General features: G+C 71.6%; 15 protein-coding genes. 11 read left to right on the top strand and 4 right to left on the bottom strand.

Features of this window, described 5'->3' with window-relative positions:
• Positions 1-44: 44 nt before the first annotated feature.
• From HD594_RS14435 to HD594_RS14425, 3 genes are read left to right on the top strand one after another with little or no spacing between them, the layout of a single operon-like run.
• Positions 45-1,265, top strand: coding sequence for an NAD(P)/FAD-dependent oxidoreductase (locus tag HD594_RS14435; RefSeq protein ID WP_184751607.1), 1,221 nt, complete (start codon positions 45-47; stop codon positions 1,263-1,265).
• Complete coding sequence (folP, locus tag HD594_RS14430) at positions 1,262-2,158, top strand: dihydropteroate synthase (protein ID WP_184751606.1); 897 nt, start codon at positions 1,262-1,264, stop codon at positions 2,156-2,158. Before HD594_RS14435 ends, folP begins: the two co-directional genes overlap by 4 nt.
• Positions 2,158-2,865 (top strand): pyrimidine reductase family protein, encoded by a 708-nt coding sequence (locus HD594_RS14425; RefSeq protein WP_184751605.1) that lies wholly within the window; start codon positions 2,158-2,160, stop codon positions 2,863-2,865. Before folP ends, HD594_RS14425 begins: the two co-directional genes overlap by 1 nt.
• Before the next feature lie 30 nt (positions 2,866-2,895).
• Here the strand turns inward: HD594_RS14425 and HD594_RS14420 are convergent, their stop codons facing one another.
• Complete coding sequence (locus tag HD594_RS14420; RefSeq protein WP_184751604.1) at positions 2,896-4,557, bottom strand: DNA repair helicase XPB; 1,662 nt, start codon at positions 4,555-4,557, stop codon at positions 2,896-2,898.
• Between the two features lie 75 nt (positions 4,558-4,632).
• Between HD594_RS14420 and HD594_RS14415 the strand changes: the two genes are divergently transcribed.
• Positions 4,633-4,956 (top strand): DivIVA domain-containing protein, encoded by a 324-nt coding sequence (locus tag HD594_RS14415; protein ID WP_184751603.1) that lies wholly within the window; start codon positions 4,633-4,635, stop codon positions 4,954-4,956.
• A 12-nt stretch (positions 4,957-4,968) separates the two neighbouring features.
• Here the strand turns inward: HD594_RS14415 and HD594_RS14410 are convergent, their stop codons facing one another.
• Both HD594_RS14410 and HD594_RS14405 read right to left on the bottom strand, forming a co-directional pair.
• Complete coding sequence (locus HD594_RS14410; RefSeq protein WP_184751602.1) at positions 4,969-6,696, bottom strand: helicase-associated domain-containing protein; 1,728 nt, start codon at positions 6,694-6,696, stop codon at positions 4,969-4,971.
• Complete coding sequence (locus HD594_RS14405) at positions 6,697-6,963, bottom strand: multidrug ABC transporter ATPase (protein WP_184751601.1); 267 nt, start codon at positions 6,961-6,963, stop codon at positions 6,697-6,699.
• Positions 6,964-7,075: 112 nt separating this feature from the next.
• Between HD594_RS14405 and HD594_RS14400 the strand changes: the two genes are divergently transcribed.
• The 4 genes from HD594_RS14400 to HD594_RS14385 are packed head-to-tail and all read left to right on the top strand — an operon-like array spanning position 7,076 to position 10,106.
• Positions 7,076-7,459, top strand: a complete 384-nt coding sequence (locus HD594_RS14400) for a cold-shock protein (protein ID WP_184751600.1) — start codon at positions 7,076-7,078, stop codon at positions 7,457-7,459.
• A complete protein-coding gene (locus HD594_RS14395; RefSeq protein WP_184751599.1) occupies positions 7,443-8,174 on the top strand; it encodes a DUF3027 domain-containing protein in 732 nt (243 codons plus the stop codon). The genes HD594_RS14400 and HD594_RS14395 overlap by 17 nt, the downstream gene beginning before the upstream one ends.
• A complete protein-coding gene (locus HD594_RS14390; RefSeq protein ID WP_184751598.1) occupies positions 8,171-8,770 on the top strand; it encodes a 3'-5' exonuclease in 600 nt (199 codons plus the stop codon). Before HD594_RS14395 ends, HD594_RS14390 begins: the two co-directional genes overlap by 4 nt.
• Entirely contained in the window at positions 8,739-10,106 is a 1,368-nt protein-coding gene (locus HD594_RS14385) for a hypothetical protein (RefSeq protein WP_184751597.1), read from the top strand. Before HD594_RS14390 ends, HD594_RS14385 begins: the two co-directional genes overlap by 32 nt.
• A gap of 18 nt (positions 10,107-10,124) precedes the next feature.
• On the opposite strand, the gene serC is transcribed toward HD594_RS14385, so the two are convergent.
• The gene (gene serC / locus HD594_RS14380; protein WP_184751596.1) at positions 10,125-11,237 is read right to left on the bottom strand and encodes a phosphoserine transaminase; all 1,113 of its coding nucleotides are present in this window, start codon (positions 11,235-11,237) and stop codon (positions 10,125-10,127) included.
• 132 nt (positions 11,238-11,369) lie between these two features.
• Between serC and HD594_RS14375 the strand changes: the two genes are divergently transcribed.
• The 3 genes from HD594_RS14375 (at position 11,370) to HD594_RS14365 (ending at position 14,057) form a co-directional block, all read left to right on the top strand.
• Positions 11,370-12,071: an iron-dependent transcriptional repressor DtxR gene (locus tag HD594_RS14375; RefSeq protein WP_184751595.1), complete on the top strand. Its 702-nt coding sequence runs from the start codon at positions 11,370-11,372 to the stop codon at positions 12,069-12,071.
• Positions 12,072-12,342: 271 nt separating this feature from the next.
• Positions 12,343-13,239 (top strand): M23 family metallopeptidase, encoded by an 897-nt coding sequence (locus tag HD594_RS14370; RefSeq protein WP_246414059.1) that lies wholly within the window; start codon positions 12,343-12,345, stop codon positions 13,237-13,239.
• Between the two features lie 320 nt (positions 13,240-13,559).
• Positions 13,560-14,057: an HNH endonuclease gene (locus HD594_RS14365; RefSeq protein ID WP_184751594.1), complete on the top strand. Its 498-nt coding sequence runs from the start codon at positions 13,560-13,562 to the stop codon at positions 14,055-14,057.
• Positions 14,058-14,178 lie beyond the last annotated feature (121 nt).

Raw genomic sequence — 14,178 nt, 5'->3', positions numbered from 1 at the left:
AGGGTCGGAGCGGGGCTTCGAGCACACGAGACGAGGAGCGCGCGATGGTGCATCACGTGATCATCGGCGGGGGACAGGCGGCCGGATCGGCGGCCGAGACGCTGCGGAAGCGGTCCCCCGATGCGGACGTCACCGTCGTCGCCGCCGAGCAGCATCCGCCCTATCAGCGCCCGCCGCTGTCGAAGGGCTATCTCGCCGGAGACGAGGGGGCGGATGCCGTCGTGCTGCACTCCGCCGAATGGTACGGCGAGCAGGGCATCGACCTGCGCACGGCGACGCGCGCGACCGCGATCGACCCTGCCGGGCATCGCGTCCGGCTCGCGGACGGGACAGACCTCGCCTACGACGCGCTCCTGGTCGCCACGGGCGCCTCGCCGCGCCGGCTGCCGCTGCCGGGCGCCCATGCCCGGGGGGTCCACGTGCTGCGCACGATCGACGACGCCGACGCCCTCGCCGAGTCCCTGCGCCACGGCGGGCGCCGCGTGGCCGTGATCGGCACCGGGTGGATCGGGATGGAGGTCGCGGCGACCGCGCGCGGGCTCGGCAACGACGTCACGGTGCTCGGGCGGGCCCCGGTGCCGCTGGGTGCCGCCCTCGGCCCCCGCATGGGCGAGGTGTTCGCGGGCCTGCACCGCGACCACGGCGTCACGATCCGGTCGTCGGCGTCGGTCGACGCGCTCGTCGTGGACGGCGCCGTCTCGGGGGTCGTCGCGGACGGAGAGACGGTCGCCGCCGACATCGTGGTCATCGGGGTCGGCGCGACGCCGGACACCGCGCTGGCCGAGGCCGCCGGCATCCGGGTCCAGGACGGCATCCTCGCCGACGAGCATCTGCGCACGAGCGCCCCCGACGTCTACGCCGCCGGCGATGTCGCGCGCAGCTATCACCCGCTCGTGCAGCGTCACCTGCGCAGCGAGCACTGGGAGAACGCCCGTGCCGGCGGTGAGGTCGCGGCGCGGTCGATGCTGGGCGAGGACGTCCGCCACACCGGGATCCCGTACTTCTACACCGACCAGTTCGACCTCGGGATGGAGCTCTCGGGCTTCCCGACGCTCATGACGGACGCCGACGTCGTCGTCCGCGGCGATCTCGAAGCCCGGGAGTTCATCGCCTTCTGGCTCGACGACGGCCGCGTCGTCGCCGGGATGAACGTGAACGTGTGGGATGTGCAGGACGACATCCAGGCGCTCATCCGCTCCGGCGCGCGGGTCGAGCCGGATGCGCTCCGGGATCCGGGCGTCGACATCGCGGGCCTGGCCGCATGACCGCGCGCTCCGCGACCGCCTGGCTGCGCGCCGGCGACAGGACGCTCGACCTCGCCCATCGCGTCGCCGTGATGGGCATCGTCAACCGCACACCCGACTCGTTCTACGACCGCGGCGCCACGTTCGCGCTCGACACCGCGGTCGAGGCCGGCCGGCGCGCCGTCGAGGACGGCGCCGAGATCGTCGACGTCGGCGGTGTGAAGTTCGCCCCCGGCCCGCCTGTGCCCGTCGAGGAGGAGATCGCGCGCGTGGTGCCGGTCGTCCGCGAGCTCGCCGGGGTCGTGGCGGTCAGCGTCGACACGTTCCAGCCCGAGGTCGCGCGCGCGGCGATCGCGGCGGGCGCGGCGATCATCAACGACACCACGGGGCTGGCCGACCCCGCGATGGCGCAGGTGGTCGCCGACAGCGACGCCGCCGTGGTGGTCGCCCACAGTCTGGCGGCGCCCCGCACACAGCTGCCCATGCCGCGCTACGACGACGTCGTCGCCGAGGTCGTGACGTGGCTCGAGGACCGTCGCGCACGGGCGCTGGCCGCCGGCATCCCGCCCGACCGCATCATCCTCGACCCCGGTCACGACCTGAACAAGAACACGCTGCACTCGCTCGAGCTGACGCGGCGGCTGGGCGAGGTGGCGGCCCTCGGATCGCCGCTGCTGGTCGCCCTCTCGAACAAGGACTTCATCGGCGAGACGCTCGGACGCGACCGTGCCGCGCGCCTGGCGGGATCGCTCGCCGCGGCGGTCTACTGCGTCCAGCAGGGGGCCCGCATCGTCCGCGTGCACAACGTCGCCGAGACCGTCGACGCCGTCCGCATGCTCGAGGCGATCCTCGGGTGGCGCGTGCCGCCGGCCGACGCGCTCGTGCACAACATGCGACCAGAAGGGAACGAGTGATGCCCTCCGCCGCCGACCTGCTCGACGCGTACGCGCTGCCGGGGCGTTCGGCGCCGCTCGTGCGCATGAACTTCGTCGCGAGCGCCGACGGCGCGGCGACCCTGGGCGACCGGAGCGGAGCCCTCGGCGGTGAGACGGACCGTACGCTCATGGAGGTGCTGCGGGCGCTGTCGGACGTCGTCGTCGTGGGGGCGGGAACGGTCCGCGCGGAAGGCTACGGCGGCATGCGGGTCGGCGACGACCTGGCCGCGTGGCGCAGCGAGCACGGGCTGCCGACCCAGCCGCGGCTGGCCGTCGTCACCGGCCGTGCCGACCTCGATCCGGCCGACCCGTTCTTCGCGGGGGCCGTCACGACGCCCATCGTGATCACGTCCGGCCACGCCCCCGCGGAACGGCTGCACGCGCTCGAGGACGTCGCCGACGTCCTGCGGTGCGGCGAGCGGGCGGTCGACCTCGCGCTCATGCGCACCATGCTGGCCGAGCGGGGCCTCGCCCAGATCCTGTGCGAGGGCGGGCCCGGTCTGTTCGGCGCGCTGGTGGCGGACGGCCTCGTCGACGAGCTGTGTCTCACGCTGTCGCCGACGCTGGCGGGCGGGGACGCGGGCCGCATCTTGCAGGGCGCGGCCGAGGAGGAGCGTGCGATGGCCCTCGTGCACGCGATCACCGACGACGAGGGGTTCGTGTTCCTCCGCTACCGCATGCGGTGACGGTGCGACAGTCGACACCGCGCCGCGGGCTCAGGCGGCGGCGACCTCGTGGGCGTCCAGGATCATGTAGCTGTAGCCCTGCTCGGCGAGGAAGCGCTGCCGGTTCTGGGCGAAGTCCTGATCGACGGTGTCGCGGGCGATGAGCGTGTAGAAGCTCGCGGTGTCGGCGGACTTCTTCGGGCGCAGCAGGCGCCCCAGGCGCTGGGCCTCCTCCTGACGCGAGCCGAACGAGCCCGACACCTGGATGGCGACGGATGCCTCGGGCAGGTCGATCGAGAAGTTCGCGACCTTCGAGACCACCAGCACCGAGATCTCGCCCTCCCGGAACGCCTGATACAGCTCCTCGCGCTCGTCCACGGGTGTCTGCCCGGTGATCTTGGGGGCGCCCAGCGCCTCGGACAGCGTGTCGATCTGATCCAGGTACTGGCCGATGATGAGGATGCGCTCGCCCCGGTGGCGCTCGACGAGGCTGCGCACCACGCCGATCTTCGCGGGCGCCGTCGCGGCGAGGCGGTAGCGCTCCTCGTCGGCCGCGGCGGCGTACTCGAGACGCTCACCGGCCGGCAGGTCCACGCGCACCTCGTAGCAGACGGCGGGCGAGATGAACCCCTGCGCCTCGATCTCCTTCCACGGCGCGTCGAAGCGCTTGGGGCCGATGAGGCTGAACACGTCGCCCTCGCGGCCGTCCTCGCGTACGAGCGTCGCGGTCAGGCCCAGGCGCCGGCGGGCCTGCAGGTCGGCGGTGAGCTTGAAGACGGGCGCGGGCAGCAGGTGCACCTCGTCGTACACGACCAGGCCCCAGTCGAGCGCGTCGAGCAGCGCGAGGTGCGCGTACTGGCCCTTCCGCTTGGCTGTCAGGATCTGGTACGTCGCGATCGTGACGGGCTTGATCTCCTTGGACTGCCCGGAGTACTCGCCGATCTCCTCGGGGGTCAGGCTCGTGCGCTTGAGCAGCTCGTCGCGCCACTGGCGGGCGCTGACGGTGTTGGTGACGAGGATCAGCGTGGTCGTCCGGGTCGCCGCCATCGCCCCGGCGCCCACGAGGGTCTTGCCGGCGCCGCAGGGGAGCACCACGACGCCCGAGCCGCCGTCGTGGAAGGTGTCGACGGCCTTGCGCTGGTACGGCCGCAGGTGCCAGCCGTCCTCGGCGAGGTCGATCGGATGCGGCGTGCCGGGCGTGTACCCGGCGAGGTCCTCGGCCGGCCAGCCGATCTTCAGCAGCTCCTGCTTGATGTGGCCGCGCGCCCACGGGTCGACGACGTAGGTGTCGGGGGAGGGATGCCCGATCAGCAGCGGCTGGATGCGCTTGTTCTTCGACACCTCGGCGAGCACCGCGGCATCCGTCGATCGCAGCACGAGCTCGCCGCCGGTGCCGTCCTCGGCGGCCGGGGTGCGCTCGATGACGAGCCGCCCGTAGCGGTTCACGGTCTCGGCGATGTCGATCGACACCGACGGCGGCACCGGGAAGCGCGACCAGCGCTCGAGCGTGGCGAGCATGTCCTCGGCGTCGTGGCCCGCCGCTCGCGCGTTCCACAGCCCCAGCCGCGTGATGCGGTAGGTGTGGATGTGCTCGGGGGCGCGTTCGAGTTCGGCGAAGATCGCGAGCTCGTGCCGCGCGTTCTCCGCGTCGGGGTGTGCCACTTCGAGCAGCACGGTGCGGTCGCTCTGGACGATGAGTGGGCCGTCAGCCATAACGGACCAGTCTAGTCGCGTCGGGCCTGTGGAGGACTCACGCGGCGCGCGGCCCGATCCGGGTAGCGTCGCGGCATGCTCAGCTCCGATGTCCGTGCACTCACCCTCCCGGTCCGCCGTCGGACGCCGCTGTCCCTGTTCGCGGGCGACGTGTTCGACAAGGACGAGGTCGACGGCGTCCTGGAGGCGTGCGCCGATGCTCTCGCGGCGTACGAGTCCGGGCGGTCCTCCACCGGTCTGCGCGCCGATGACCTGGTGATCCACCGGTTCAGCAGAGCGGGGCTGTTCGCCGACGGCTATGACGCCGATGAGGTCGACGATCTCCTCGACGAGATCATCCCGGCGATCCGCGATCACGAGGCCCGGCTGATGCGGGGCGGCACGGCAGAAGACGGCTGAGGGCGGGCGGTCTCAGACCGCGCGCACGCTCACGATGCTCGTCACCGGCAGCGTGCGCTCGATGTCGGCCGCGCGATCGCGCCCGCGCAGACGCCCGCCGCCCAGGCCCGTGGCCTCCATGGTGAGCGCGCGCTCGCTGCCGTCGGGCATGCGGACCGTGACGACGATCTCGGCGCGTGCACGGACCCACTGCTCCAGCTCCCGCTGCAGCCACGCGTCCTCGCCCGAGTCGCCGTGACCCTGCCGCAGGGCCTCGATGAGCGGCGCGTACGCCTGCACCGGATCAGGAGCGGATGCCGCTGTGCCGGTCGCCGTGCGCCGGTGCATCGCCTCGGTGCGGCCGTCCGCGTCGATCGCGACCACGGGGTACCGGGCGTCGGCGAGCGACCAGTAGACGGCGTCCCGCCCGACGCGCGTGACGAGCCCGCCGCCGTCGGCGATGAGACCGAGGGGCCGCAGCGCCTGGTCGACCGACAGGGCGTCGAGCACGCCCAGGTCGTCGCTGTCGATGCGCGTGCGCTCCGAGGCGGGGTCGCCGGCGACCCGGATCAGGCCGTGCCGGGCCGAGGTCGATTCGATGAGGTACTCCAGCGGCTGCGGGATGCCGGTGAGCGAGAGCTCCCCGAGGAACGCGCGGATCGACTCCGCCGTCTCGCCCTCGGTGAGTGCGGCCGTCAGGGACTCCGCCGTGAAACGGTACGTGGACGCCTGCGCGCGCGATTCGCGCCGGGCCAGCGCCCGCAGGCGCAGATCGAGCGCCGGCGCGAGGGGGCCGGGGGCGATGGCGCTGAGGTCGGCCTGCAGGTACACGCGGTCGATCTCGGCGGGGAGCATGGCCGCCAGCGGCGCCGGGTCGGCCGCGCGCCCCTCGCGCAGCGGCGTCGTCCAGGCCGGCTCGCTTCCGTCGGCGGCGACGAGGCCCCACCGCGTCGCGGCGCGCAGCAGCCGGTCGGCCCTCCCCGGCCAGTCGGGATCGAGCGGGTAGGCGCCGGGCCACAGCTCCAGGGGCATCCATCCGCCCTCGGGGGTGCGCAGGCCCGCGGGCAGGGACGAGCGGAATCCGTCGGCCACGCTCAGCCAGCGCTGCGCCGTGGGTGCCTCGAGCCACGCGCGCGCGGTGTCGGTGACGGTCCACTCCTTGTCGATCGGCACGGCGAGTCCGGCGCTCTCGGCGAGCAGCACGAGGTCGTCGAGCTCGTCGAGGGAGTGCACGGCGCCGGATTCGATGAGGCGCTTGCGGTCGACCGCGCTGACGGCGCCCGCCCCGGTGCGGGTGAGCGGCGTCGCGTGGGCGGTGAGCAGGACGTCGGCCAGTGCGCCCGACGTCGTGAAGAGCCGCTCGGCGGCGGCGGCCGCCTGGCGGGCTTCGGAGGGCGCCGGCGGCGGGGGAGCGGCCGGTTCCGTGAACGCATCCGGTGCGGAGGACCGGAGCGCCTCGGCCCGATCGCGCACGAGCGGGAGCGGGCGCCCGTCCTCGCCGAGCAGGGCGAGCGTCGCCAGGCGCTCCCGCACCCGGCCCGCGGCGGGCGGCTCGTCGGCGAGCAGGGCGATGAGCGTCTCGCGCTCGAGACCCGTGATCGCGCGGTCGAGCGAGCCGGCGTCGAGCAGACCGTCGGCGGCGTCGAAGAAGTCCTGCCACGACGCCGACGTCGAGACGCTGCGCGCGGCGAGGATCTCCGCGAGCGCGGCGTCCTCGCGAGTGGCCAGCCACGTCGCGAGTGCGCGCTCGTCGGAGGGCACTCAGTCGCCTCGGTTCGCCCGGGAGCGACGGACGAGGCTCATGACGAGCACCGTCAGCAGGAGGATGAACGCGACGACGGGCGCGATGTAGACCAGGATGCCGACCGCCGGCCAGACGCCTGCCGACATGTCGGCGCCGGTGCTGGATCCGATCATGATCGCGAAGAACGCCAGGACCGACAGCAGCAGCAGTCCCAGCGACATGAAGGCCAGGAGGCGGTCGATCGGGCGGACGGGGACGTCGTCGCCCGGAGTTCGGGTGCTCATTCGCTCCAGCGTACCCGGTGCCGCGCGTGCCGTAGTCTGGAGGTCGGGGTCCATCCACCCCGGGTTCCGTCATGCCCGCGACCGCGGGCTCTTCTCATGCGAGGTTCGCGCGATGCCCACCGGCAAGGTCAGGTTCTACGACGAGGACAAGGGATTCGGCTTCATCGCCGCCGATGACGGTCAGGACGTGTTCCTGCACGCCAGCGCCCTTCCCGCCGGATCCCCCGCGCCCAAGCAGGGGGCTCGTCTCGAGTTCGGCGTCGCCGACGGCCGCAAGGGCCCGCAGGCGCTGTCGGTGCGGTTCCTCGAGGCTCCCGTCAGCCTCGCCAAGCGCTCGCGCAAGCCGGCCGACGACATGGCGATCATCGTCGAGGACCTCGTGAAGCTCCTCGACGGCATCGGCGGCGATCTGCGCCGCGGACGCTACCCGAGCGGCAGCCACGCGAAGAAGGTCGCAGCCGTGCTGCGCAAGGTCGCCGATGAGCTCGACGCCTGACGCCGATCCGGCCCTGCTGGACGCGCGCGACCTCGCCCTGGCCGCGCTGCACGAGATCACGACGCCCGCCTCGGTCGGCCCGGCCGCCGGCTACCGGCTCGAGGCCGACGGCGTGGTGTCGCTGCGCTTCGAGAACCGCCTGGGCGGCTACCCCGGGTGGTACTGGACGGTGAGCGTCGCCCGCGTCGACGACGCCGAGCCGACCGTGCTCGAGGCCGAGCTGCTGCCCGGCGACGGCGCGCTGCTGGCTCCGGACTGGGTGCCGTGGGCCGAGCGCCTCGCGGACTATCAGGCTGCGCAGGCGGCAGCCGCCGAGGCCGCCGCGGCCGAGGAGGCCGAGGGTGCGGACGACGCGTCGGATGCCGACGAAAGCGGTCTCGAAGACGAGGACCTCGACGACGTCGACGACATGGACGAATCGGACTTCGACCCGGACGGGTCCCCGATCCTCCACGCGGGCGACGTCGACGGCGTCGACATCGACGAGCTCGACGAGCAGCAGCCCGATGATGAGGATGACGACTCCGAGGATGACGGTGAGTCCGATGACGATGACGAGTCTGACGACGACGATGACGAGTCCGACGGGTCCGATGATGACGACTCCGACGATGACGATGAGTCCGACGATGACGACGAATCCGACGACGACGATGACGACGAGTCCGACGACGATGAGTCCGACGATGACGACGACTCCGACGAGCGCGGGTGACCGCGGCGCCTGAGGACGCGCCGGCCGAGGTCCTGATCTCGGTCGACGTCGAGACGGCGGGGCCCAGCCCGAGCGGTCACGCGCTGCTGTCGATCGGCGCGTGCGTCGTCGACGACCCCGCGTCGGGCTTCTACGTCGAGCTGCGACCGGACCGCGACGCGGTGGTTCCCGAGGCGATCGCCGTGAGCGGGCTCTCGATCGACGACCTCGTCCGCACCGGCGCCGACCCGGCCGACGCGATGGCGCGCTTCGCGGCCTGGATCGACGAGATGACCCCCGGCGGGCGGGTTCCGCTGTTCGTCGGCTTCAACGCCGGATTCGACTGGATGTTCGTCGCCGACTACTTCCAGCGCTATCTGGGGCGCAATCCGTTCGGCCACTCCTCGTTCGACATCAAGTCGTTCGCGATGGGCCTCACGGGACGCTCCTGGCGCGACGCGAGCCTTCGCCGGCTCGCCCCCCTCTTCCTCAGCGGGCGTGAACTCAGCCACAATGCCCTCGAGGACGCGCGCGATCAGGCGGAGCTCCTGCGAGCGATGCGTGCGCGTGCGGGAGAGGGGACACATGACGACTCCGGAGGACCAGCAGGGCGCTGACGCCCAGGCGGCGTCCGGCGATTTCGACCCGGTCATCGCGGTGCGCGAGATGGCGGCATCCGCTCGCGCTCGCGGGATCGAACTAGATGAGAGCGAGACGCTGAGATGGCTCGCGGCGATGGCGATCGGGGGTGAGGACCTCGTCGTCGATGCCGGATCGGGCGTGTTCGGCCATCGCATCTCGATGCTCGACTTCAGCCCGCGCGAACTCGAGCGGTTCCGCCGCATCGGGCGCATCGTCGAGGTGACCGGGCCGGACGGCGTCGCCGAGAGCGCGCTGGCGCTGTCGGGCTCGGCCGCCCAGTCGAAGATCCAGAGCTATCCGGGAGACTGCGACTACTTCCAGCGGCTCAACATCCGCGCCGACACGCGCGACGAGGCGTGCCGCATCCTCGGCGAGCTGATGCGCGAGAAGGCGCGCGCGTTCGATCGCGGCGACGGCTACCAGTTCATCGAGGGCAAGCTCGGCAGCTACCCCGCGAGCGGGGAGCACGCCGGGGCTCCCGTGCGCGCGGGCGCACCGGTCTCGTGGACGCCCGAGGAGATCGCCGAGGGCGTGCTGCACTGGACCTCCGCCGACGGCCGTGAACAGGTCATCCGCTGGGAGGACGCCGCCCAGGATCCGGGCTGGTGCAAGCTCGACTGGGTCGTCGCCGACCCGGACCGCGTGCGACTGGCCAACGCCAGCAACGTGATCGATGTGACGTGGGAGGCGCCGGACGGCGCGATCGTGCCGCTCGACGGCTACCTCGACGCCTACTTCCAGGAGGTCTATCTCGACGCCGACGCCGTGCCGACGTTCGTGAAGGTCGTCGCGCACGTCTCCGACGACGCGCTCGACGACTACGTCGATGCGCTCGAGGGGGAGGTCCGCAAGTACCTCACCAAGAACCTGAACTACGGCAAGGCCGCCAAGCGCATGTACAACCTGTTCCGGCTCTCCGGCCGGCACCTGGACGCGGCGTTCGTGCGCGAGCTGTTCGACGAGCCGGCGACGATGCTCTACCAGGTGTGGTCGCTCATCTCGACGCTCGACAACGCCACGCGTCCCGATTCGGCGATCCCGATCGAGCAGGTGCGCACGCAGGCGGACGAGCTGGTGGTCGAGGTGGCTCGTGCGCTCGAGGGCGACGTCGAGATCGAGATCGTCGACGCGCTGCTGGCGCTGCGCCGAACCCTCGAGTCGAAGGCCGACCTCGTCACGCGCACCGCCGAGATCGAGGGCGCGCGCACGCGGGTCGTCAACGTCGTGAACGGCTTCTTCAAGGAGAAGCTGGAGTCGGTGCCGACGATCCGCGCCTACATCCAGGAGGTCCAGGCGGGCGCCGCCGGGTGAGCGCGCGCCCGCCGCGGCTCACAGGTTCTCGAGCGTGTAGTCGATGCAGCGGATGAGCTGGCGGATGTCGTCCGGCTCGATCGACACGAAGGTCGCGATGCGCAGCTGGTTGCGGCCGAGCTTGCGGTAGGGCTCGGTGTCGACGATGCCGTTCGCGCGCAGGCTCTTCGCGATCGCGGCGGCATCGACGCTGTCGTCGAAGTCGATGGTGACGACGACGGGGGAGCGGTCGGCGGGGTCGGCGACGAACGGGGTCGCCACCTCCGACACCTCGGCCCACGCGTACAGCGCGTCGGAGGATTCGTGCGTGCGGGCATCCGCCCACTGCAGCCCGCCGTTCTCGACCATCCAGTCCAGCTGCTGCCCGAGCAGGAACAGCGTCGCGATCGCGGGCGTGTTCAGGGTCTGGTTCAGCCGCGAGTTGTCCAGCGCGTTCTTCAGGCTGAGGAACTCGGGGATGTAGCGCCCGGATGCGGCGATGCGCTCGATGCGCTCGATCGCGGCCGGAGAGACCGCGGCGAACCACAGTCCGCCGTCGGAGGCGAGGTTCTTCTGCGGCGCGAAGTAGTACACGTCGGTCTCGTGCACCGAGAAGTCGATGCCCCCGGCGGCGCTGGTCGCGTCGATGACGGTGAGGGCGCCGTCGTCGCCGGCGACGCGGGCGATCGGCGCCGCGACGCCGGTGGAGGTCTCGTTGTGCGGGAAGGCGTACACGTCCACGCCCTCCACGGCCTCGGGAACGGCGCGCGTGCCCGGCTCCGCCTTGCGGACATCGGGCGCGTCGAGCCATGGGGCGGCCGCCGCCTTGGCGAACTTGCCGCCGAACTCGCCGAACACCAGGTTCTGGCTGCGCTTCTCGATGAGGCCGAACGCCGCGGCGTCCCAGAACGCCGTCGATCCGCCGTTGCCGAGGACGATCTCGTAGCCGTGCGGCAGCCGGAACAGCTCGGCCAGGCGCGAGCGGACGTGCCCGACGAGGTTCTTGACCGGGGCCTGCCGGTGCGACGTGCCCAGGATGGAGGCTCCCGGGCCCACGAGCGCTTCGATCTGAGCGGCGCGCACCTTCGAGGGGCCGCAGCCGAATCGTCCGTCGACGGGCAGGAGTTCACGGGGCAGCAGGACGTGTGACATGGCTCGATTCTAGGGAGAACGGCCTGCCGCGACCGGACGAAGGTCCCCCTGTGACACGGAGTGCGCTCGCCGCAGGGGGAGCGAGGCCGGTTAGGCTGTCCTTTGCTCGAATCCGAAGCGAGGACGACCCCGATGACCGATCTGATCGACACCACCGAGATGTACCTGCGCACGATCCTCGAACTCGAAGAGGAGAACATCGTTCCGCTGCGCGCGCGGATCTCGGAGCGTCTCGGGCACTCCGGGCCGACGGTCTCGCAGACGGTGGGTCGCATGGAGCGCGACGGGCTCGTCGTCGTCACCGACGACCGACGCCTCGAGCTGACGGAAGCGGGCCGCCAGAAGGCCGTCGACGTCATGCGCAAGCACCGCCTCGCCGAGCGGCTGCTCTCGGACGTGATCGGCCTCGACTGGGCGTACGTCCACGACGAGGCGTGCCGGTGGGAGCACGTCATGAGCGAGAAGGTCGAGCGCCGCCTCGTCGAGCTGCTCGGGCATCCGACCGAGTCCCCCTACGGCAATCCGATCCCCGGCCTCGACCAGCTCGGCGACCTTCCGGCGAACCAGTTCGAGCAGGGCGTGGTCGGGCTCGTGAAGAAGCTGAACGCCGCCGGCGGGCCGATCACCGGCACGGTGCGCCGGCTCGCCGAGCCCGCGCAGGTGGATCCCGAGCTGCTGCAGCAGCTCTCCTCGGCGGGCGTCGTGCCGGGCGCGCACGGCGACTACCGATACAGCGAGGGCTACGTCCTCGTGCAGATGGACGGCCGTGACGACGCGCTGGAGCTGCCCGTCGAGATGGCGGGACACATCTTCCTCGTCGACGGCGCCGACTGACGGATTTCCGGTCTGACGGCCGGATATCCGGGTCGTCGAGACGCGTCGAACGCGGTGTTCAGGGGATGTCCAGGGGTCTGCCAGCGTTGAAACGTGACATGTTCGTTACCTTCCGGTAGCCTCGAACAGTCCGACAGGCGCGAAGCCCGCCGCCCGGACACCACTCAGATCGCCTCCCGGTTCGTCCTCTGAGCGGTGAATGCACAACGTGCCCCCGAACATCGAGTGCTGACGAACCGGCGCCCCCGGCGTCGAGGCGCCGGAGGATCGATTGGCTGAAGACAGAGATACGCCCCAGGGTGATGACTCGTCGTACGCGGCGGGTCTGACCAGACGCGACCGCTCGCGTCGCGTCGCGCCGACGCGTCCCTCCTCGACGCCGGCGACGCGTTCCGCCGCTGCCCCCGCCCCGCGCCGTCCGGCCAAGGCGTCCCGCAAGCGCAAGGTCAATCCCCTCAAGAGCGCTGTCATCCTCACGATGGTGGGCGGGCTCATCGCCACCGTCGCCCTCCCCGCCTACGGCGCCTTCCGCACCACGGGCGACGAGGCCGTCACGCTTCAGCAGATCGCGCTCGACGACGCCCAGTCGCTCGTCGTGGCGTCGGACGCCGAGTCGGTCGACCTGTCCCGTGAGAGCTACTCGGCGACCACGCAGAAGGAGATCGACGCGAAGAAGGCGAAGGAGGCCGCGGCCGCCGCTGCGGCCGAGCGCGCTCGCGCCGCCGCCGCCGCAGCCGCGTCGGTGCCCGTCAACGTCAGCATGAGCGCCGGCAGCGGCGCCGTGCGCTGGCCCATCCTGAACTTCACCAAGGGCCGCGGCCTGTGGGACTCCGGCTACCACCAGGGCGTCGACCTGCTCTCGTCCTGCGGCACCCCGCTGTATGCGGCGGCCTCGGGCGTCGTGCGCATCTCGCAGGAGAGCTACGGCGGCTACGGCGTGGCGGTCGTCATCGACCACGTGCTCAACGGCCAGTCGGTGTGGACGCTGTACGGCCACATGACGTACGGCAGCCGCATGGTCTCGGCGGGGCAGACGGTCTCGGCCGGCCAGCAGATCGGCGTCGTCGGCTCGACCGGAAGCTCCACCGCGTGCCACCTGCACTTCGAGGTGCACATCAACGACCAGGTCGTCGACCCCTGGGCGTGGCTGACCACCAACGCCGGCTGAGAGCCCTGACCGGGGGTTTCGTTCCCCGACACGCAACATGGCGTTAACCGCCGTGTGCGCCCGCATGCCGCTGGGTGCATTACTCTGAAACCGACGCTTGAGAGAAGCGGAGGTAGTCGAATGGGCAGCATCCCACGCATCCGAACCACGGTTGCGCTCGGTCGCCACGTCCTTCGGCATCGCATGAGCGGATGCTGCGGTCATCCCGTCGCGCCAAGGCGCTGTCTGTAGACAGCGCCTTTTTTCATGCCCTCGCTCCTCGATCGCGCCGAAGAGTCGAATCACCGGGAAGCCGTCCCGGCCGTTCGAGAGGATGAGGAATGCGCACTCTGGTGCTGAATGCGGGGTATGAGCCGCTCGCGGTCGTGTCGTTCAAGCGCGCGCTCGTGCTGGTGATGAACGAGAAGGCGACGGTCGTCGAACACGTCGAGGCCGAGCCGGTGTGGGGGACGAGACGCACGTACGATCGTCCCGCGGTCATCATCCTGACCCGCTACGTCCGTGTGCCGGGCGTCCGCAACGTCCCGGTGACCCGCCGCGGCGTGCTCAGACGCGACGGTCACCGGTGCGGCTACTGCGGCAAGTCCGCGGCCACGATCGACCACGTGCTGCCGCGGTCGCGCGGCGGCGCCGACTCGTGGGAGAACCTCGTCGCGTGCTGTCTTCGGTGCAACAACGTCAAGGGCGACCGCACTCCGCAGGAGATGGGCTGGGAGCTGCGGTACCCGCCTGCACCCCCGCGCGGCGGCCAGTGGACGGTGCGCGGCACCGAGCGCGCCGACCCGCGGTGGGAGCCGTATCTCGCGCTCGCCGCGTGACATACGGAACTCCTGGCCGGTCGCTCTCCTGTGCGGTCTCGCCGTGAACGGCTGAGTATCGAACATCCTGCCTGATTTTCGCCTTCTCGATGTCGGAGGCGGGGCGTATCGTCGCTCTCGA

The sequence above is a fragment of the Microbacterium thalassium genome (assembly GCF_014208045.1).
Lineage (GTDB): Bacteria > Actinomycetota > Actinomycetes > Actinomycetales > Microbacteriaceae > Microbacterium > Microbacterium thalassium.
This window is presented reverse-complemented; position numbering and strand designations above follow the sequence as displayed.

Excerpts from the sequence above, each read along its gene's own strand:
- serC (WP_184751596.1), bottom strand. The coding sequence starts at position 11,237 with ATGTCACACGTCCTGCTGCCCCGTGAACTCCTGCCCGTCGACGGACGA.
- HD594_RS14395 (WP_184751599.1), top strand. The coding sequence starts at position 7,443 with ATGAGCTCGACGCCTGACGCCGATCCGGCCCTGCTGGACGCGCGCGAC.
- HD594_RS14385 (WP_184751597.1), top strand. The coding sequence starts at position 8,739 with ATGACGACTCCGGAGGACCAGCAGGGCGCTGACGCCCAGGCGGCGTCC.
- HD594_RS14400 (WP_184751600.1), top strand. The coding sequence starts at position 7,076 with ATGCCCACCGGCAAGGTCAGGTTCTACGACGAGGACAAGGGATTCGGC.
- HD594_RS14415 (WP_184751603.1), top strand. The coding sequence starts at position 4,633 with ATGCTCAGCTCCGATGTCCGTGCACTCACCCTCCCGGTCCGCCGTCGG.
- HD594_RS14375 (WP_184751595.1), top strand. The coding sequence starts at position 11,370 with ATGACCGATCTGATCGACACCACCGAGATGTACCTGCGCACGATCCTC.
- HD594_RS14425 (WP_184751605.1), top strand. The coding sequence starts at position 2,158 with ATGCCCTCCGCCGCCGACCTGCTCGACGCGTACGCGCTGCCGGGGCGT.
- folP (WP_184751606.1), top strand. The coding sequence starts at position 1,262 with ATGACCGCGCGCTCCGCGACCGCCTGGCTGCGCGCCGGCGACAGGACG.
- HD594_RS14365 (WP_184751594.1), top strand. The coding sequence starts at position 13,560 with ATGCGCACTCTGGTGCTGAATGCGGGGTATGAGCCGCTCGCGGTCGTG.
- HD594_RS14420 (WP_184751604.1), bottom strand. The coding sequence starts at position 4,557 with ATGGCTGACGGCCCACTCATCGTCCAGAGCGACCGCACCGTGCTGCTC.
- HD594_RS14435 (WP_184751607.1), top strand. The coding sequence starts at position 45 with ATGGTGCATCACGTGATCATCGGCGGGGGACAGGCGGCCGGATCGGCG.
- HD594_RS14405 (WP_184751601.1), bottom strand. The coding sequence starts at position 6,963 with ATGAGCACCCGAACTCCGGGCGACGACGTCCCCGTCCGCCCGATCGAC.